Origin of the sequence: Pseudofrankia saprophytica (assembly GCF_000235425.2) — a bacterium.
GTDB classification, from domain to species: Bacteria; Actinomycetota; Actinomycetes; order Frankiales; family Frankiaceae; genus Pseudofrankia; species Pseudofrankia saprophytica.
Map to the genome: position 1 here is coordinate 3,054,921 of NZ_KI912266.1, position 19,336 is coordinate 3,074,256.

A 19,336-nucleotide genomic window follows, 5' to 3' on the forward strand; every position below is an offset into this window, starting at 1 on the left:
TGAGCGGGCTATTTGGAGGGAACCACCAGTGTCCGTCGCAGCGCGCGTGAAATCGTAGAACCAACCGGTGCCCGAGCGCGGATCACCGCTGCAACCCGTAGAGCGCGACGGCCGCTGGCAGCTGAGCGGCGTCGTCGCCGACCGCCGGACGCTGGCCCCGCTGGGACGGCTACACTGGCAGGTCGGAGCCCATTTCTTCGGCATCGACGACACGTATGGCCAGCCAGTTCTCGCGCGCGCCTACTACGATCCGGCGCGGGACGACGACCCGCGGGGCCGTGGCGACGTCGACTATCTCGGCTACCAGCAGTTCGTTCAGGTTCTCTGCGACGGTGTACCGGTCCCGCCGGACTCCTATGGCGGCCCGTTCGCCGACCGCGGGCCCTACGCCGCCGCCGACCACAGCTTTGTCGATTTCATGGGCCCCGCCGATGCCCTGACAACGGACGATACCGCGACGCACGCGCTTCATCCGTTCTACGCCTACACCGGGCTACTGCCCGCGCCTGTTTCCGCTGCGCGCGAGTACGGGACCTACCCACGGCGCAACGGTGTGCTCCTGTTCCCGGCAGAGGCGGGCGCCCCGGACCAGGCGCTATGCGCCTCGCTGGTCGCCGCCGTGTCTCCGGAGCTGCTCACCGCCGCCGACCTTCGGCCCCTGCTCACCTTGGCGGCGTTCGACCGCACGCTGAAGCGGGCCGAGGACGGGGGCACGCACCTGAGCGCCTTCGAGTTCGGGCTGGCTGACCTCGTCCGCCGCGACCAGTTCGGCGGTCTGCGACCGGGGGATCTGGCGGGCCAGGTGATCGGGCCATACCTCCTGGTGCAGAACCCGGGTGCCGACTGGTTCTGCGTCGCCCCGGACGCCGCGGGTACCGAGATCGAGCTGTTCCGGCTCGGGGCGGCGGACGTCGAGGACGCCCGGCGGGCCGCGTGGCTGCGAAGCCTGTGGAGGATGGCCGAGTTCACCCAGGCCGGCGCCGAGGTGGACACCCGGCGGGTGGTCGCCGATCTCGACAGCTCGGTGCTGCCCGGGCTCGGGCCCGTCTGGACCCCACGATCCCCGGCGGCCGGGGGCGTCGAGATCGTGCCGCCCGAGTTCGGCGCCGAGGACGTCGCGGTCGAGTGGCGGTACACCACCTATCTGTTCGCCGCGGGACCCCGTCAGGCCGGTTCCGCCGGCGGGCCGCTCGGTGAGCTCCGCCCGCTGCACGGCTTTACCTGGTCTGTCTGCCAGCAGGTCGACCGGTACGGCGAGCGGTTGGTCGCGACCTCGGTGCGGCCGCCGCGCCTGCTGACCGAGTTTCCCGCCATGGCCGCGCTGCGGCGCTACCACGAGCAGGTCGCGCGGCATACCGGCAACCCGTCGGCGGCCCCTGCGATCGATGCCGCCGCCTTCACCGCCGCCGGCGTCCCGCCGCTGGCCTTCGGTGCCGGACGGAAACTCACCGCCCTCGACGACGGAGCCGCCGCATGAGCGAGACCCTGCCGGCTCCTGACCCGCACGTGGCGTCGACCGACCGCGGCGTGCTCGTGACCTGGGAACCGATCACCGGCGCCAGCACGTACATGATCATGATCATGGCTCCGGACGGCAAGCCGTCGTTGGGGAGCATCCCGAGCACGTCCTTCCCGTTCAGCATCGACCCCGCCAGGGAGCCCGTCGGCACCTACTGGATCAAGGTCAGGGCGGGCCACCTGGTCTCGTTCAGCGACTGGTCCGCCCCGGTGACGTTCGAGCTGTGGCCGACGACCGCCCCGCTCGTCGCGCTGCACGACCGCCTGATCGCCGGGCGTACCAGCCCCGGCGGGACGACCTCGGCCCACCGGTACGCCCTCGACGCCGCGGCGTTCCCCGCCGGGCCGCCGGCGCGCGCGGACGCGGTGGCCACCGGGCTCACCGACGCGTTCCGCCAGGTCGTCGTGGTCGACTCGGCCACCGGCCCGGAGCTCAGCGGCGACGGTCGCGCCCTCACGCTGCGCGGCACGCTGGCCCCGCCGTCACCGGGCGCGGTGGCGCCCTTCGGGCCGCCGGCCCCGGCCTGCGTGCTCACCGCCACGGTCACACCGGACGGGGCGCTGCGCGGCAGGCTCGCCGTGAGCCTGCCCGCCGGCTGGACCTGGGGGACGGCCTTCGGCCTGCTCGCGGGTTCCGCCGCGGACGGGGTCGTCTTCCAGACCGCGACCCTGACCATGTCGACGGGGCCCGGTGCCGCCACGGACCTCCAGTTCGAGGGCGTCACGTCCGTCCGGACGCGGCTGGGCGTTCCCGCCGACCCAGCCAGGCCGGCCATGCGGCAGACGGTCATGCTGCGCGGCGCGGTGCGCCTCGACGCCTACGGCCGCCCGGCCTTCGCGCTGGCCTCGATCAACACGCTCGACCTGGTCATCGGCCGAGCCGGTCAGGATCCGCTGACCCTGACGGCGGCGACCGTGACGCTGCGCGCCGACCCACCCGGGGAGACCGCCGGGCCGGACGCGCCGATCCCCAGCGCGCTCGTGGCGCGCGGCGTCCTCGCGGGTCTCGGCGCCGCGCCGCTGCCGGCCGAGGCCGAGCTCCCGCACGCCTGGTCCGGCACCGCCACGGTCCGCGTCGGTCCCGACGCGCAGCTCGGGGCCTTCGCATCGGTCGGCGCCGCGCTCGCCGTCGCGGGCACGCCCGCGCCGGTGCTGACCGCGTTGCGGACCCTGCCCGCGCTCGGCCCCGCGGCGATCAGCGGTCTCACGGTCACCGCCGACGCGAGCGGGCTCGGGCCGACCCGCACCGAGCTGTCCGTCGCGGTCACGACCACGCCGTGGCGGATCGTCTCGGCTCCCGAGCTGGCCGTGACCGGCACGGTGCTCACGCTCGCCGTCACTCGCCGCCCCCGGCCGGCGCACGCGCCCGGCCAGCTCACGACCACCTTCACCGCCGCGGCGACCGGCACGGTCACACTGGCCGGCGCCGCGTACCCGGTCCGGGTGGACCTCGGCGCCCGAGCACCGGCGACAGTGACGTTCAGCGAGCCCGGACGGCTCCCGGCGCTGGCGACGGCGACGGCCGCCGCCGGGTTCACCGACGGCGAGGCACGGGCCGCGCTGCCCGCGGCGCTCGTCACCCAGGGCCCCGTGACGCTCGACCGGGTGGTCCTCGACGTCGACCTGACGGCCCAGACGGTGACCGGCGTGCTGCCACGCTTCCGCCAGTCCCAGCCGTGGCGGATGAGCGGCGGGCGTCACCTCGAGCTGTCCGACTGGACGGTCGACCTGTCGATGCAGCGCGGCGGCGGCCGCTGGTCGCCCTACGGCACGATCACCGGGACGATCAGCCTCGGCTCGCACGCGCGGCCGACCGCCCGGTTCCGCGTCCAGGCGTGGATTCCCGCCGACGCGCAGACGGGGCACTGGACGTTCGCCCTCGCGCGCGACGAGACGATGCGCGCTGCGTCCTTCAACGACCTGACGGCGCTGGTCGACGGCCACGCCGGGGGGCTGCCGGCCGGCCTGCCGGGGCTGCGCGACCTCGACATCACCGCCCTCGCGGCCACCTACGACCCCGGTACGAGACGCATGATGGCGCTCACCGTCGCCGTCGAGCAGTCGTCGCCCTGGACGATCATCCAGCGCCAGCTCGCCGTGTCGGACCTGGAGCTGCTCCTCACGCTGCGGCGCACCGGCCGCGGCACGTCGCTCGCGGCGAGCGGGACGCTGTTCGGGACCGTGACGGTCGGCGGCCAGCCCGTCGACGCCGGAATGATCAAATCCGATCCCGAGGGCGGCTGGGAGCTGCGGATCGCCTGGGCGAAGCCCGTCGCCTGCGCTGGCCTCGCCGACCTGGACGACTGGCTGGTGCCGAACGCGCTGCGGCGCTACCTGCCGGCGTCGCTCCCGCTGGCCAGCGGCTTCGAGCTGCGCAACGTCGTCGCGCGGTTTCATCCGAACGGCGGCCACCTGGCCGGGTTCGGCGCCCACCTCATCATCCCCGACCTGTGGACCGTCATACCGGACCGGCTGTCGATCACCGACGTGCGGGCCGAGATCGACGCCGACATCCCGGTCATGAACAACCGGATCCGGGGCTCCGTCCTCGGCACCGTGACCGTCGGCGGGGCGGCCATCCAGGTACGGGCGACGAAGCCGCGCGGGACGGCGCCGTGGGAGTTCGCCGGATCGCTCCTCGATCCGGTCGCGATCGACCTCATCGGCGCGGACGACGACCCGCCCGCCGAGCCGGTCGGGATCGACCTCGTCGCCGCGGCGAACGGCCTGTCCGGCCAGGTCTTCACCCTGCCGGCGGGCAGCGGCACCCCCGGCGCCCTGCCCGCGCGGATCACCATCGAAACGGCGGACGTGCTCGCCGTCCCCGACACCGGCCGGTTCCACCTCGCCGGCAAGGCCAGCTTCGAGTGGCATCCACGGCTCGGTGCCGCGACGCTCGCCATTGAGGAGATCACCGGGACGGTCGACGTCGCGCGCACCGGCGCCGCCGTCGAGGTCACCGTCGCCGGCGCGCTGACCTTCGCGGGCCTGCGCGCGACGGTCGGCCTCCGGCTCGGCACCGCCGGCACCCGGACGATCCTCACCGGCACGGTGGCACCGGCCGACGCCGAGCACATCAGCCTGCCCGACCTCACCGACGGCGTCACCGGCGCCGCTCCCGGCCGGCGGTGGGCCGACGTGCTGCCCGCCGATCTGCGCACGCCGGCCTTTAGCTCGGCCGCGCTGTGGGCCGACCTCACCGGGGGTGAGCTGGTCCTGCACGGCCGGCTCGCGGGACTCGGGGACGGGGTGCTGCTGACCTCGGACACGGCCTTCGCGCTCGCCGTCGCGCTCGCGGACGGTTTCCAGCTCAGCCGCCTCCTGCCGGCGCTGCACGTCGACGACGTCCTCACGGTGCGCGCCGCGCGCCTGGTCGTCGTGAGCCTGCCGGCCGGCGACACACTCGGCGCGGTCGCCGAACGGGTCGGTACCGCACTCGCCGCCGCCGCGCCCGGTGTCCCCTCACCGGTCGCGGATCTCGCCGGCTCGTCACTCGGCCTGACGGACGGCGCGCTGTTCGCCGCCGAGCTCGACGTGCACAACGCGGCGCCGGGGACCCTCCTGCGCGCGATCATGGAGATCGGGGCGGGCGACGGCGCCCAGCCGGGCTCGCCGCCGTCGGTCCGGGTGTTCGCGCAGATCGACCGCACCGACGCGGCGAGGACGGTGTTCACGGCCGAGCTCGACGACATCGCCCTGTTCGGCGGCCTGGTGACGATCACGCACCGGGTGGGCCGGACCATGATCCAGCTCGCCTACCGGCCCGCCTCGGCACACGAGTTCACCCTCGACGCCCGCGTGCTGCTGACCCTGTCCGGCCGCTCCTACGGCTTCGACGTGTCGCTGCGGTGCGACGACGACCATCTGGCCACCGTCGCGGACGCCGTGCGGCCCACCACCCAGTCGGTGGCGCCGTTCGACCTGCCGGGCATCCAGATCGACGAGCTGGCCCTGGCTGCCCGCATCGACTACGCGAAGCCCGCCGTGGCCGCCGGCGACGGCACGCCGGCGGTCCCGGCGAGGCCCCGCTCGACGCGGTTCTCGCTGACCGGGCGGGCCCGGCTCGGCCCCGCGCCCGCCGCCGGCGAGGCGGACCTCCGACTGTCGCTCGGCGCCGAGCTGGTGGTCCTCGACGCGGCGCCCGCCCTCGCCCGCCTCACCGTCGAACGGCCCTTCTCGCTCGCCGCGTTCCTGGAGAGATGCGTGACCGGCGGCGGCGGGTCCTGGGGCTCGTTCGTCGACGTGACCCTGCTGGCGGGCTCGCGGATCTACTACTACAGCGCCGCGGCGGACCCGGCCGGGACGCTCGCGCGGGCCGAGCACCTGCTGCCCGGCTACCACCTCGACGCCCGGGTGACGATCCGCCTCGTCGTCGACGTCACCGTGAACGTGTCGATCACCGTGGTGGCGGACCGGCAGACCGGCGCCCCCGCCGGCGTCACCGCCGCCATCGCCCTGGCGGACCCCGTGGACCTGCGGTTCGCGCAGCTCGCCGGTACCAGGCGCGCCGGAGGCGGCCACGTCTACACCGGCGGCCCCGAGGTCAGGTTCACGACCGGCACGCAGGCGTCCTTCGCGGTCGCGGCCGGCGTGAACTTCCTCGGCGCGGCGTTCGGCAGCGTCCAGGTCGCGGTGTCCCAGGACGTCGAAGGGACCCGCCGCTTCGCCGGCCGGCTCGAGTCCGCCCAGCGTCACCCGATGTTCGGGCGGCTGTCCTGCGGTTTCACGTACGCCGTCCGGCCCGACGGCGGGGACAGCTTCGAGATCGCCGACTGGCCGGCGTTCACCTGGGCACGCGAGCTCGTCGACCTGGTCGCGGCGATCCGCGAGGTGTTCGACGCCGCCAGGATCGACGGCTGTGGGGCGCTCGCCGACTTCGCCGTCGCCAGGACGTTCCGCAGCTCCTGGTCGCTCACGCCGGCCGTGCGCTCCGACGGCCCCGACCTGGTCTTCGCCCTCACCGGTACGTACAAGCTCACCCTGCCGCATCAGGGGGAAGCGTTCCTGACGGTGAGCCTCCCGCCGTTCGAGGTGCGGATCCCGAGCACGACGCGCTTCGACGACCTGCCCGACGCGCTGGCCGCCGGCGTCGCGCGCGGCGCCCACGACATCGCGACAGCTCTGCTGCGGGACCCGGAGAAGATCGCCATCTTCGCCGGTGTCGTCTTCGGCCCGCAGGCCGCCGCCTATGCCGAGGCGCTGCTCTGCAAGGACCTCGTCGCCACCGGCACCGTCGCCGCGGCGGAGGCGGCCGCGGCCGCGCTGGCGGGCGCGATCGCCAAGCATCTCGGCGTCGCCGCGGGCACCGTGGCCGCGACGGCCGCCGCCGCGGCCAGCCTCCGCGGGAGCACCGGCGGCGGCGGTGGACAGGGCGAGGGTGGGCAGGGCGGCGGGCAGGGCGGCGAGACACCCACGCCGACGCCCGCGAAGCCGACGGACGTCACCCTGGAGTACGCGGACGGCCGGTTCAGCCTGCGCTGGTCGCCGGCTCGGTACGCCGGCGGGTACGAGGCCGAGCTGGGGACCGACGCCGCCAGCTCGGCTCTGGCCAGCGTGACGCTCGGGCTCGCGGACCGGCCGCTCCAGCTCACCCACACCGTTTCCGTCGAGAACCTGCCCGCCGGCCGCTACGTGGGCCGCGTCCAGGCATACCGCGCGGGCCTGAGAGGCGAATGGGCGGAGTCCAGGCCGCTGACCAGGCTGGCCTCACCCCCGGCCACCATCGTCCTGCAGGTCGACAGCTTCGTCGTCACCTGGGAAGGACCGCCGGGCACGGCCTATGACGTGCTGGTGACCGATCCCGACGGCCGCACGGTCGGGACGGCGACGACCTACACCAAGGAGGGCAGCGGGAACGGGGCGTCCGGCGTCGGCGTCAAGTACTTCACGCTCGACGACCCCCGCGACGGCGTGTACTCGGCCCGGGTACGCACCGTCGGCGGCGACATCGAGGCGGCCTGGGGAACGGCGGGTACGGTCGCGGTACGCACGCTGGCCACCCCCACCGGACTGACGGTCGACGTCGGCGCCGGCGTGCTGACCGTCGCCTTCGCCGCGGTGCCGACCGCGACGCTCTACGTCGCCGAGGTGACGGCGGCCGACGGCACCGCGGCCGATGCGCCGATCAGGGCGTCCGCCGTGGCCGGCCCGTCGCCCCGGTGCACAGTGCCGGTGCGGGCCCCGGATAGGCAGCCTTACCGCCCGGGCACCACGTACGCCGTCCGGGTCCAGGCGCAGCGCCCGGACCTCCGGAGCGCGTGGAGCACCCCGATGACCGTGGCCTACACCCGCGGAACCCGGCCCTGACCAGCATCACTGGCGCGCTGCCCCGCGTGGGAAGGTAACGTCGAGAATGGCGATCCCGCAGGTCCCCGACGATGTGTCGAAACTGGATCTGGCCGCGGTGCGAGCGGGCTACCTCAAGCTCGCGAACCGCGACATGCGTCGGCTCAGAAAAGACGCGCTCTCTCGGCCCGACCCCTATTCTGCGGCCGAGTACAGGCAGCTTCACGACCTGGAGAGAATCTGGCGGGATCTGCCGTCGGAAGATCACCCGCTCTTCCTGGGTCACCTCCGGACCGCCGTGGCCGAGCTGACCGTCTTCGATCGCGTCCTAGACAGGCTCTGGGGCACGCCCTCGCTCGCGAGCGATACGCATCGCCCGGTGAACAACGCCGAATTCGCCATCATCAAGAGTGCCGTCGATGTTGTGGACAGCGTGGCGGCACAGGTCGCGAGCGGCAGCTGTGACCAGTTGATCGCGGAAATATTTCTCCTCGGTGGCGACTCGGCCGCAGGATTTCTTAAATTCGTCAAGGAGAACTACTTCTCCGTCATCCAATCACTGCGACGACTGCTCGACGAAACCATGAAGACTACCGGGTCGGCGGCGGAAAGACGCGGCTTCATGATTGACCCGGGTCTTCCGGCGAACATGCCAACGCTGGCGACGGGAAGTGGCCCCGGGTGCTTCATCAGAGTCAGGCCGGCCGCGATGGAGGGGGATCGGGTCACCCTCGCCGCCTCACTGGCGCATGAAGGATCGCACACTGTCGCCGGTCCTGGTCATACCATCGACTTCCTTTACAAGAACAGCGGTGCCCACTACCGGCTGATCGCCCCACTCGCTGTGCGGAACGCGGCGAACTACGAGCAGCTGACGAGCAGTTCCTTGCAGAAGGAGCCGTCGCCTGAGGCCTACACGCCGGACCCGGTGGGACTTGCCGTGGACCTGATCCGGACCAAGGTGACCCGAGCGTGGGTGCAGGCGGGGGACCTGAGAAAGTTCCGGCACGAGATCACCCCCACCGCGCGGGAAAAGCAAATTGCTCTCAATGAGGGGGTGCCCCAGGCAAGATTGGACGAGACGGATAACAAGGTTATGCGTCGGCGCCAGCTCGCGACGATGCTCAATGCACTCCTCGCTCAGGTGGGCCAGGAGCTCGCCGACGCCTTGTTCGTCGATCTGTACGACGGCCTGTCCCACCATATGGACACGATTTTCAAGAAGAAGATCACCCTGAGTACGGATCGCGGTCTCCAGGTAGTCGTTGACGGCAGGCCCCTGGGTGACCCGCTGCCTGCCTGGCCGAATACTCTGGAGGATCTTGTCCGCCACATCGTCGCGAGACTCGCGGAGTGGCAGGTGGTCGACGGTCGCATCTCAGATGCCGTGCCGCAGGTCGGCTTCATCGACACGATCAGACGGTTCGAGGAGGTGGAGTTCGGGGATCTTCTCGCCCTGTACTCCACAAGCCTCGGGCGGAAGTACCAACGGGTGAACAAGCCGGCGGTCGGCCCGCTTTGAGCGAGACCCATGGCCTGGCAGCGAGCACGGATCACGTGGCTTCGTGCCTACACCCCCCGGCACCTGGTCCTGACCAGGATCTCTAGCCCGCCGCCCCACGTGGGAAGGTAACGTCGAGAATGGCGATCCCGCAGGTCCCCGACGACGTGTCGAAACTGGATCTGACCGCTGTGCGAGCGGGCTACCTCAAGCTCGCGAAACGCGACATCCGCCGGCTCAGAAAAGACGCGCTGTCGCGTCCCGACCCCTATTCGCTGGACGAGTACGCGCAGTTTCACGTGTTGGACGATGCCTGGGAAGGTCTGCCGCAGGCCGACACATTGTTCTTCACCAGAAACCTCCGGACCGCGGTGGCCATGCTGACCGCCTTCGAGGGCGTCCTCGACGGGCTTCGGGGCAGGACCTCGCTCACGAAGAACACGGCTCGCCCGCCAGGCATGATGGAGAGGGCGGCGATAGTGAGTGCTGTCACAACGGTGAGCCTTGTGGGCCTGCGAGTCTCGCTGGGCATCGCTGACGATATGATAGCGAACCTCTTCCGCTTCCGCGGCGACTCCACCGAAGGCCTGAATTTCGTCAAGGGCACCTATCTTGCCATGGTCCAATCGCTGGGGCGACTGATCGACGAAACCACCGGGGCCGCCGGGCCTTTGACGGAGAATCGCGGCTTCATGATCGACCCGGGACTTCCGGCGAACATGCCTGCGCTGGCCAGTGGAAGCGGTCCGGGGTCCTTCATCAGGGTCAGTCCGGCGGCGATTGAGGGAAGCCCTTTGGTCCTCGCTTCGTCCCTGGCGCACGAAGGAACGCACACCGTCCCCGGCGCGCACCGCACCATCGACTTCGTCTACAAGAACAGCGGCGCCCACTACCGGCTGAACAGTCGGCTCGCTGTGCGGAACGCGGCGAACTACGAACAGCTGACGACCAATCTTTTGCAGACCGAGCCGCAGCGCGCGGCGTACATGCCGGACGCGCAGGCACTGGTCGTGGACCTGCTCCGGACCAGGGTAACCCGAGCGTGGGTCCTCGGGGCGGAAATTGGCAGGTTCGAATACGACGTCCCGGCCACGGAGCAGGAGAGGAAGAAGGCTCTCAGTGTCGGGTATAGCCAGGAAAAAGTGGACTCAAGGGACAGGCAGGTCCGCCGTCGGCGTGACCTCGCGACGATACTCAATGCGCTGGTGGCACAGGTGGGCAAGGACCTCGCCGACGCCCTGTTCACTGATCTGAACGACAGCCTGTCCCACCACATGGACACGATCTTCAAGCAGGAAATCACCCTGCGTACGGATGCAGGCCTCCAGGTGGTTCTCGGCGACCGACCGCTGGGCCGGCCGCTGCGGGCCTGGCCGAACACTCTGGAGGAACTGTTCCGGCACGTCGTCGGGGCACTGGCGGAGTGGCAGGTGATCGACGGCCGCGTCGCGGACACCGGGCCACAGATCGCCTTCCTCGAGACGATCGGACAGTACGAGGAGACGGAGTTCAAGAATCTTCTTGACGAGTACGTCCAAAGCCTCGGGCGGAAGTACCAACGGGTGGCAAAGCCTGCGCTCGGCCCGATCTGACCTACCGGTGGCGGCGTCGCCTCGCCTGGCTCGGAAAGGTAATGCGAGGAGGCCGGCCTCGCGGACGCCGCGTCCGCGAGCGCCGTCGCGAGCGCGAGTCTCGGCCCCCGAAGTTGACCCGCGGCTGGGCGTGGAGTCGCGCAGCGCGGGTGCGCTCGTGGGACCGTCTGACCACCGGCCGCGGAGGCGACCGGTATGCGACGTTTCGGGCAGCACGGCCGCCGTTTTGTTCCGCCCCCTTGTCCGTTCGGATTCCGGTACACATCTGGCGATCATGGGGAGTGGCTGTCGCTTCCGCGGTCGTTCCGACTGCGATCCGTGATCTACTAACAGCCACATAGACCAGCAGGTGTTGCGGACCACGGGCCCCTCTAACGTGGGCGATCATCTAAAGCCATGGACGCCGCGCATGACCGGCCCGCGCAGCGAAACCTGACCACGGCGCAGGCCGATCCCACACCGCCCGCGGCGCACGCGACCCTCGCTATCCCACGCTCCCTGGCGGTTCACTACGACGCGGGAGCCCGGTGCCCTCGGGTTTCTCCCGTCTGCTGGTCATCGATGAGTTCACGGGCTTTGCCGCCGGCCGCGACGGCCAGGCGGGCCTGCAGGGCGGCCCGCGCCCGGCTCTCGCTCAGCGCGGTGGATCGCGGAGCGGACCGCAGGTGGTGTGCTGGATGGCCGTCCGGCGCTCCGCGAGCTGGGCGCGCCGCCTGGCCCGTTCCTGCAGCGCGGCCCGCAGCTCGCGCAGCTCCGTCTCGATCTCGCGCAGGCGCCTGGCCCGGTGGGCCGCGCGCGCGGCGGCGCCGATGTGCCGGGCGGCTGTGACGGTGTGGCGGCCACGCAGCGGCCCGTTCACCCAGCTGCCGTCGGGTGCGACCCAGGTGGCGACGACCGGGCCCGCGCCCGGCCCGGCCGGGTCGGCGAGGCCGATGCGCGCGAGCAGCGCGGCGACCAGCTCGGGCGCCACCGGCCCGGCCGGGTCCGGTACGAGCCTGCCGGCCACGGACACAGCGGCGCGTGGCCCACGGGCGGAGACGAGCAGCTCGCCGCTGCCGGCGGTCAACTCGCCGCTCGCGTCGACGGTTGCCCGCCCGGCTGCGGGCGACGCGAAGACCTAGGTTTGGCAACGGGCGAGATCTCGGTGCATATCGAGGAGATCTACGTCGCTTCGGTCTCGGCCGGCGCCCTCTCGGCGGAAGGTCCTGCTTCACAGCCGTAGAAGGCCTGCGGGGGTGTGCCGAAACCCGCAGCGTTCGTAGAAGGTTTCGAGATGCGGTTCGTAGTCGACGTGCAGCCACTTGGCACCGTTGGCCTTTGCCTCGTCTGCGGCGGCACGGACCAGGCGTATCCCGAGCCCTTGGCGGCGTTGGTCCGGGTGCACAGTGGTATCCAGGATGAAGGCGTGCACGCCGCCGTCGCCGACGACGTTGACGAATCCGACCAAGTGTCCTGCTCGACGTGCCGCGATCCACGTCAGGCTTCGAGTCAGCACCGGCACGAACGACGCAGGTCTACGGTTCGGCCATGACGCACCGAACAGCGCGTCGAGTTCGGCGTCTGTCAGCGCGGGACGCACGACCAGTACCGTGTCGCCGCCCTGGGACGGATCACCCAACGCCATCCAGGCAGCCTGTCAGGCTGTCGGACGTCGTGGGTGGCCACTCGGCGGAGAGCCTTTGCGCCTCCGAGCCGGCGCCCGGTGGCGATCGGTGCCCTGGACCTTCCTTGACTGGAAGCGGGAAGGCGGGGCAGGCCAGCGACGGTGCGCGTGCGCTGAGGATCACGCGGGCCGGTCGGCTCGCACGCCGGGCGAGCGCCCGGATGGCGTCGAGGCCGTCGGTTCGGCTGGCGTCGTTGTCTGCGAGGGTTGGTCTCGGATGTCGATCATCGCTAGGTGTCCGTGCCTGCGGGTGGCTGGTCGACCACGAGGGCGTCGGGGCTCAGCGCGTAGTCGTCGGGTTCGCGGGCGAGTTGGTCGGCGGCTTCGTAGAGGGTCGGGAGCAAGATGAGGTCCTTGGACCGGCCGGCGGTTTCCTTGGATTTGATGATGTCTTCGAGGCTTGCAACGTGGATGCTGAGGCCGTAGCTGGTGAGGTCATAGCGCCGGGCGTTGCGCATGATCGCGTCGTAGGATCCGACGCCGGGTAGCTCGATGAGGATGTCGAGAGGTCCATAGGTGGTTTGGTACATGGCGAAGTACTCGGCGAAGAATTCCTCGGGCCGAACGACAGGGTGTGGGCGGTAGTCCGTCGAGTCGGCGGCTTTCTTCGTGGTGACGTCGCTAGAGAGGGCTGCGGCGAGTCGTTCAAGGTTGGCTGGGTCCGGGTCGGGGACGATGTCCAGGTCGCCGGTCACATAAGGGGTGCCTTGGAGGCGGGCGCCGACCCCGCCGACGATCGCGTAGCGGACCTTGTGCTCGGCGAGCATGCCGAGCATCCCGGAGAGTCGTAGCCGGGGCGCCGGGCGAGGTGTGTCTGTCACTCGGTGACGAGGCGGGCGTCGGCGAAGACGGCAAGTTCGTCCATGAGCATCTCGAGGCGCTCGGTCGGCGGCATCGCGAGGATCGCTTTGACCTGGCCGAGGATCGCCGGGTCGGACTGGTGGGTTGTTCGGCTGATCGTCGCCATGAGCGTCTGCGCGCGCTGGCGTGCGAGTTCGGCCCGTTCGCGAAGGTAGGCGGAGCGGGCGGCGGGGTCTGCGGGCGGATCGAAAGGATCTTTGAGGTCCACCGTGCGCCTCCCGTGATTAGCCCGACGAGCTGCACCTCCGGCGATCCACCGGCGGCGGCGGAGGTCGGCCTCGGCCAGCAGATCGAGCCTACCAGCGGTCCGTCGCATCTAGATCAACGGTGGCCACGGCTGGTTCGGCCATGGGCGCCGCGGACAGGAGCCCGGAGGGCCAGCCGCTGGCCTGCTCGCTTCCGAGAAGCGGGATCTGGCCGCGGCCCGCCGGTTCTTCGCCATGGCGTTGTCGCACAGGCGCCGGCCGGTCGAGGTGACCATCGACCGGGCCCCCGCCTACCCACGGGTCCTCGACGAACAGCTGCCCGCGGCCCACCACGTGGACGTCCGCTACGCGAACAACCCGATCGAGGCCGATCACGGCCGGTTGAAAGCTCGGTTGCGGCCGATGCGGGGGCTGAAACGGCTTCGCTCGGCCCAAGTGATCGACTCAGGGCACGCTTTCGTCCAGAACGTTCGCCGCGGTCACTACGAACTCGCCACCGACGCGGAACCCCGCCGCCGGCTCGCACAAGCCTTCACCGAGCTCGCTCTGGCGCTGTGACCAGGGCCGAGACTTGCATCTGCCATGCCGTGTCTCGGCCAGACGCAACAACGCCGGCTCAGGCGCCACGGAACATCGGGCAGTCTCGCGACTACGGCGCCGATTGCGGCGTAAGGTGCGCCTGAGGGCCGTGGCCTGGAGGGAAGATCTGCGCCTTCCAGCCGCCGGATTCGATCAGCCGTGTAGCCTCCTCCCGGATTATTTCACTGATCTTGATAGCAAATCCTCGCGGCTGTTCGAGATGTCCCGTGACGGCGGTGCCGAGTTGCTGGGTGAGGGTCGGTTTTCGCAGTGGCGCGTAGCGTAGCCGCTTGGCCTCGATCTCGGCGGCGACGGCAGACAGTGGCAGGACTCCGTAACCGTGGCCGGCCGCAATGAGGCCCTTTGCTACCGGAAGGGCGTCTGTGCCAAAACTGGTTAGCAGCTTGAGTTTGAGCCGCAGGGCGGTGTTCTCAAGGCTGACGCGGATCCCGGTCTGGCTTCCCGGCAATATGAGCGGAAGGGTCGTGAGATCGGCGAATTCAATGGCGCGGTTCGGGTTCAGGTCCGAGGTCGGGGACCCTACTACGATCAGTTCTTCCACGACGAGATCTTCGTAGAACAGCCTGCCATCCGGCACCGGCTCGATCAGTGCGATGTCGATGATTCCTTTGAGCATTTCGTCGACGAGTTCCGCCGTGGTGGCAACGGTCACCCGAAGACTCACCTTGGGGAAGGCCAGCCGCAAACTATCCAGCAACGGCATGGCGAGGATGTCCGCGGCGGTCGCCGGCAGCCCAAGGTGCAGGCCCCTCTCGATCCGCGCCAGCGGCGACCCGACGTATCGCATCGCCAGCTCCAGTTGTCGCAGCGGCGAGGCGGTCGACGCGCGTAGGCGCTCTCCGTCCTCGGTCAGCTGCACACCGCGAGCAGTCCGGCGAAAGAGCGTGACACCGAGGTCTTCCTCAAGCAGGCGGATCTGGCGGCTCAGTGCTGGCTGGGCTACCCCGAGCGTGCTCGCCGCCCGGTTGATCGAGCCTTCGTCCGCGACATGCAGGAAGTACCGAAGCCGGTGGGTGTCCACGGGGCCATGCTACCCGGCAGCTATACAGGAAAAGTATAGCTTGGCGCCGAAACTTGTATTGGCGGCAGACCTCCGCACCGGCCTAGCATCCATGAACGAATACCGGTCAGAGATCGATGTCGTCGACCGGTTGCTCATCGTCGGAGCGGACAGGGGATATTCATGGAGTCGGATGACCGGGACTGGTCCCAGCTGTTAGGGCTTGATCGGCTGCCCACCCACATCATTGGGATGCGGGTATCCGAACTGCTTGACCTGAGCGGCAAGAAGGCCGTCATCACTGGGGCCGGTGGTGACGGGTTGGGGCAAGCGATCGCGAATCGCCTGGCTGGCTCGGGCGCGGACGTGGCGTTGATAGGGCGCACCTTCTGGAAGGTCGAGAAGCGCGCGGCGGAGATCGAAAAGCGCTGGGGCGTGAAGGCGGTCCCGGTCCTCGCGGACATGTCGGACTGGGACCAGGTGCACCGTGCCGTACGCGAAAGCCGGGACGCGCTTGGCGGCCTGGACATCATGGTGAACAATCCCGTGATGGTCGTCGGCGGGCCGTTCGAGAAGCACACCAAGAACGACATCGATCAGACCGTCCTCGGCAGCCTGACGATGATGATGTACGGCGCTCACGCCGCGGCGGAGTATCTGCTGTCGCAGGGATCGGGTCGCATCATCAACATCGGTGCGGTTGGCGGGCGTATTCAGCAGAAGGGCCTGACGGTCTACTGCTCGTGCAAGGCCGGGGTCATCGGCTTCACCCGCAACCTGGCGCACGAGTTCGCGCCGCGTGGCGTGAACGTTCTCGGCGTGGCGCCCGGAATCATGATCAAGCCCGACCTCCGGGAGCGGGTCCTGAATCCGCAGAGCGAACAGGACCTGGTGGCTCGCGTCTCGGTCCTGAACTCCATCGAGAACCAGGTCCAGCTGGGGCGGGTGTGCCTGCCGGAGGAGGTCGCGAACATGGTCGCCTATCTCGCGTCCGACGCCGCCAACTACATGTGTGGCCAGACCATCGACGTCGCCGGCGGTCAGTGGATGGGGTAGCGGCGTTGCGCCGGCCGACGCCTCCCGTGCTGGTTTGTCGGGCGGCGTCGGCCGGCGGGTCGCATCTGGAGTCCTCTGGCATCGAGTCGCGGGAGTTTCACCATGCGCGGACTGGCGAGTAAGACGTTCATCGTGGCGGGCGGCGCGACCGGTATCGGCGCCGGCGCGGCGCTGAGGCTGGGTGAGGAAGGGGCCAGGGCCGTTGTCGGCGACATCAACCTGGCCGGTGCGCAGGCCACCGTCGAGAAGATCCTCGAGTCTGGCGGCGAGGCGATCGCCGTGCACTTCGACCTCGCGGACGAAGAGTCGGTCCAGGCATTGGTGGATACGACGATCGGGGAGTACGGCGCCGTCCACGGCCTGTTCAACGTCGGGGCTGACCTGTCGCCCACCAACCTCGGCCGGGACAAGACCCTCCTCGACACGGGCCTGGACGTGTGGGAGCGGACCCTCGACGTCAATGTGGTCGGCTATGTCCGGACGGCGCGCGCGGTCCTGCCGCACCTGCTCGCGATCGGCGGGGGCAGCATCGTCAACACCGCGTCCGGCGCGGCGGTGAGCCGCGGCAGCATCCGGCCCGCGTACGCGGCGTCGAAGTCCGCCATCAACGCGCTCACGCGGCACATCGCCGGGATCTACGGGCCGAAGGGTGTGCGCTGCAACGGCGTGATGCCCGGCCTGGTGATCGGCGAGACCCAGATCCAGCAGAACGACATCGCCCTGCAAGAACGGTTCCTCAACGAGGTCCCGACCACGCGGCTGGGCCGTCCGAGCGATCTGGCCGCCGTCGTGGCGTTCCTGCTCTCCGACGACGCCGCATGGATCAACGGCCAGGTCTGGGCCATCGACGGCGGCGCCAACATGCGCGCCTGACCCACGCAGGCCAAGGCACCGCGCCACGAAGGCTGAAGGGATTCATCAGCGTGTTACATGACGATCTGATCGACGAGGCCCGCGCCGCGACCGGCCTCGACGACTTCGGCGGCGACTCCTTCCGCGAAGGCCTGGAGCGGGCGACCCGTGCCCTGGAGACGGAGGCCCAGCTCAACGCGTCCGGCTGGGCAGCCCTGCGCGGCCTGCTGCTGCGGGCCCTCACGACCCGTCTGCACATCGAGCAGTGGTACAAGGACCATCCCGAGACCGACGACGCGCCGATCATCGAGCCCCTCATCGCCCTCGGCCTTCCCCGCACCGGCTCGACCGCGCTGGCGGGGCTGCTCGCCGAGGACCCGGGCATCCGCTATCTGCACCGCTGGGAGGCGGCCGAACTCGTGCCGCCGCCAGCGGCGGTGCGGGAGTTCCCGGACCCGCGGCTGCTGCGCCAGATCGAGGTCCAGTCCCGGCGCTCCGAGCTCGACAAGGCCCTCGTCCCGTCGTTTCCCGACGGCCCGCAGGAATGCCATGAGCTGATGCTGCTGGACTTCAAGGTCCACTACCTGGAGTGTTTCGCCCGAGTGCCGTCCTACGCCGACTGGCTGCTCGACGCGGATCTCACCGAGACGTTCCAGTACATGCGACGCGCGCTGAAATACCTGCAGTGGGGCCAGCCGGCGAAGCCCTGGCGGCTGAAGAACCCGAACCACCTGGCTCATATCGCCGACATCGACAAGGTCTTCCCCGAGGCCAGGTTCGTGATGACCCACCGCGACCCGACCGAGGTTCTGGTCTCAGTCTGCGACCTGTACGCCAACGTCGCGTTGCGTTTCAACGACGCCGTCGACAAGGAGTACATCGGCGCGCTCAACACCAACGTCCTGGCGACCGGCATGGACCGCACGATGGCCTTCCGCGACGACGGCAATGAGCATCGTTTCTACGACATCGACTTCCGCGCCATGCAGCAGGACCCACTCGGTGAGATCCGCGGTCTCTACGACTGGCTCGGTGAGCCCGTGTCGCCGGCGTTCGAGGACAACATGCGCCGCTGGTGGAAGGAGAACTCCGAGGACCGCGTGCGGGTCAAGCACTCAGACCCCGCCGACTACGGTCTCGACCTCGACGCGATCCGGCCGCGGTTCGCGCGCTACGTCGCCCGCGTGGCACGCTGGACCGACCGTCCCGCAAGCACGTCAGGCAGCGCCCGCGACCTCATCGAGTCGCCATGAGCACACGAACACCGGGCGAGGTGTCGATGCTGCCACCCGGTACCGCCCAGCTGAGCCATCTGCAGCGACTGGAGGCGGAGAGCATCCAGATCTTCCGGGAGGCTGTCGCCGAGGCGGAGCTGCCGGTGATGCTGTACTCGGTCGGTAAGGACAGCGCGGTCATGCTTCACCTGGCGCGCAAGGCCTTCTACCCGTCGAAGCCGCCTTTCCCGCTGCTGCACGTGGACACGACGTGGAAATTCCGGGCGATGTACGAGTTCCGGGACCGACTCGTCGCGGAGCTGGGCCTGGATCTGTTGGTCCATCGGAATCCGGAGGCGCTGGCGCGGGGGATCAACCCGTTCGACCATGGTTCGGCGATGCACACCGACGTGTGGAAGACCGATGGTCTGAAGCAGGCGTTGGACAAGTACGGGTTCGACCTGGCGTTCGGTGGGGCGCGTCGGGACGAGGAGAAGTCGCGGGCGAAGGAACGTGTGTTCTCGATCCGCTCGGCGGCGCATCGCTGGGATCCGAAGGACCAGCGGCCGGAGCTGTGGCGCCTGTACAACGCCCGCAAGGCACCGGGTCAGTCGGTTCGCGTGTTCCCGTTGTCGAACTGGACCGAGCTGGATATCTGGCTCTACATCCACCGGGAGAACATCCCGATCGTTCCGCTGTACTTCGCCGCGCCGCGGCCGGTCGTGGAACGCGACGGCACTCTGATCATGGTGGATGACGACCGGATGCCGCTGGCGCCGGGCGAGGTCCCCGATCAGCGCAGCGTTCGTTTTCGCACCCTGGGCTGCTACCCGCTGACCGGCGCGATCGAATCCGAGGCATCAACGCTCCTGGAGATCATCCAGGAGATGCTCCTGACGACGAGCTCGGAACGTCAGGGCCGGATCATCGACCACGACTCGTCCGGGTCGATGGAGAAGAAGAAGCACGAGGGCTACTTCTAGCCTGC

The 19,336-nt window shown here is 69.9% G+C and carries 13 protein-coding genes and 1 pseudogene; 9 read left to right on the plus strand and 5 right to left on the minus strand.

Annotated elements, in window-relative coordinates; all coding sequences use genetic code 11:
* Positions 1 to 67: 67 nt before the first annotated feature.
* The 4 genes from FRCN3DRAFT_RS0212595 to FRCN3DRAFT_RS0212610 all read left to right on the plus strand — a co-directional run bounded on the left by FRCN3DRAFT_RS0212595 (position 68) and on the right by FRCN3DRAFT_RS0212610 (position 10,896).
* Complete coding sequence (locus FRCN3DRAFT_RS0212595; RefSeq protein WP_007515451.1) at positions 68 to 1,477, plus strand: hypothetical protein; 1,410 nt, start codon at positions 68 to 70, stop codon at positions 1,475 to 1,477.
* Positions 1,474 to 7,824, plus strand: a complete 6,351-nt coding sequence (locus tag FRCN3DRAFT_RS0212600; protein WP_007515450.1) for a hypothetical protein — start codon at positions 1,474 to 1,476, stop codon at positions 7,822 to 7,824. Before FRCN3DRAFT_RS0212595 ends, FRCN3DRAFT_RS0212600 begins: the two co-directional genes overlap by 4 nt.
* A 46-nt stretch (positions 7,825 to 7,870) precedes the next feature.
* On the plus strand, positions 7,871 to 9,325 hold the full coding sequence (locus FRCN3DRAFT_RS0212605) for a hypothetical protein (RefSeq protein WP_007515449.1): 1,455 nt from the start codon (positions 7,871 to 7,873) through the stop codon (positions 9,323 to 9,325).
* A 119-nt stretch (positions 9,326 to 9,444) separates the two neighbouring features.
* The gene (locus tag FRCN3DRAFT_RS0212610; protein WP_007515448.1) at positions 9,445 to 10,896 is read left to right on the plus strand and encodes a hypothetical protein; all 1,452 of its coding nucleotides are present in this window, start codon (positions 9,445 to 9,447) and stop codon (positions 10,894 to 10,896) included.
* A gap of 634 nt (positions 10,897 to 11,530) precedes the next feature.
* Here the strand turns inward: FRCN3DRAFT_RS0212610 and FRCN3DRAFT_RS0212615 are convergent.
* The 4 genes from FRCN3DRAFT_RS0212615 to FRCN3DRAFT_RS0212630 form a co-directional block, all read right to left on the minus strand.
* Entirely contained in the window at positions 11,531 to 11,962 is a 432-nt protein-coding gene (locus tag FRCN3DRAFT_RS0212615) for a hypothetical protein (protein ID WP_007515447.1), read from the minus strand.
* Between the two features lie 144 nt (positions 11,963 to 12,106).
* Positions 12,107 to 12,520, minus strand: coding sequence for a GNAT family N-acetyltransferase (locus FRCN3DRAFT_RS0212620; protein WP_007515445.1), 414 nt, complete (start codon positions 12,518 to 12,520; stop codon positions 12,107 to 12,109).
* A gap of 269 nt (positions 12,521 to 12,789) precedes the next feature.
* Positions 12,790 to 13,380, minus strand: coding sequence for a hypothetical protein (locus tag FRCN3DRAFT_RS0212625; RefSeq protein ID WP_232794023.1), 591 nt, complete (start codon positions 13,378 to 13,380; stop codon positions 12,790 to 12,792).
* A complete protein-coding gene (locus FRCN3DRAFT_RS0212630; protein ID WP_007515442.1) occupies positions 13,377 to 13,628 on the minus strand; it encodes a hypothetical protein in 252 nt (83 codons plus the stop codon). Before FRCN3DRAFT_RS0212630 ends, FRCN3DRAFT_RS0212625 begins: the two co-directional genes overlap by 4 nt.
* A 184-nt stretch (positions 13,629 to 13,812) precedes the next feature.
* Between FRCN3DRAFT_RS0212630 and FRCN3DRAFT_RS44260 the strand changes: the two are divergent.
* Positions 13,813 to 14,184: pseudogene (locus FRCN3DRAFT_RS44260) on the plus strand (DDE-type integrase/transposase/recombinase); the annotation flags it as partial.
* Positions 14,185 to 14,275: 91 nt separating this feature from the next.
* Here the strand turns inward: FRCN3DRAFT_RS44260 and FRCN3DRAFT_RS0212640 are convergent.
* Positions 14,276 to 15,247, minus strand: coding sequence for a LysR family transcriptional regulator (locus FRCN3DRAFT_RS0212640; protein ID WP_007515440.1), 972 nt, complete (start codon positions 15,245 to 15,247; stop codon positions 14,276 to 14,278).
* 162 nt (positions 15,248 to 15,409) lie between these two features.
* Between FRCN3DRAFT_RS0212640 and FRCN3DRAFT_RS0212645 the strand changes: the two genes are divergently transcribed.
* The 4 genes from FRCN3DRAFT_RS0212645 (at position 15,410) to cysD (ending at position 19,331) form a co-directional block, all read left to right on the plus strand.
* Complete coding sequence (locus FRCN3DRAFT_RS0212645) at positions 15,410 to 16,282, plus strand: SDR family NAD(P)-dependent oxidoreductase (RefSeq protein ID WP_007515439.1); 873 nt, start codon at positions 15,410 to 15,412, stop codon at positions 16,280 to 16,282.
* A 102-nt stretch (positions 16,283 to 16,384) separates the two neighbouring features.
* Complete coding sequence (locus FRCN3DRAFT_RS0212650; RefSeq protein ID WP_007515438.1) at positions 16,385 to 17,155, plus strand: SDR family NAD(P)-dependent oxidoreductase; 771 nt, start codon at positions 16,385 to 16,387, stop codon at positions 17,153 to 17,155.
* A 50-nt stretch (positions 17,156 to 17,205) separates the two neighbouring features.
* Positions 17,206 to 18,387, plus strand: a complete 1,182-nt coding sequence (locus tag FRCN3DRAFT_RS0212655) for a sulfotransferase family protein (protein ID WP_007515437.1) — start codon at positions 17,206 to 17,208, stop codon at positions 18,385 to 18,387.
* Complete coding sequence (gene cysD / locus FRCN3DRAFT_RS0212660; protein ID WP_198535966.1) at positions 18,384 to 19,331, plus strand: sulfate adenylyltransferase subunit CysD; 948 nt, start codon at positions 18,384 to 18,386, stop codon at positions 19,329 to 19,331. The genes FRCN3DRAFT_RS0212655 and cysD overlap by 4 nt, the downstream gene beginning before the upstream one ends.
* Positions 19,332 to 19,336: the final 5 nt, after the last annotated feature.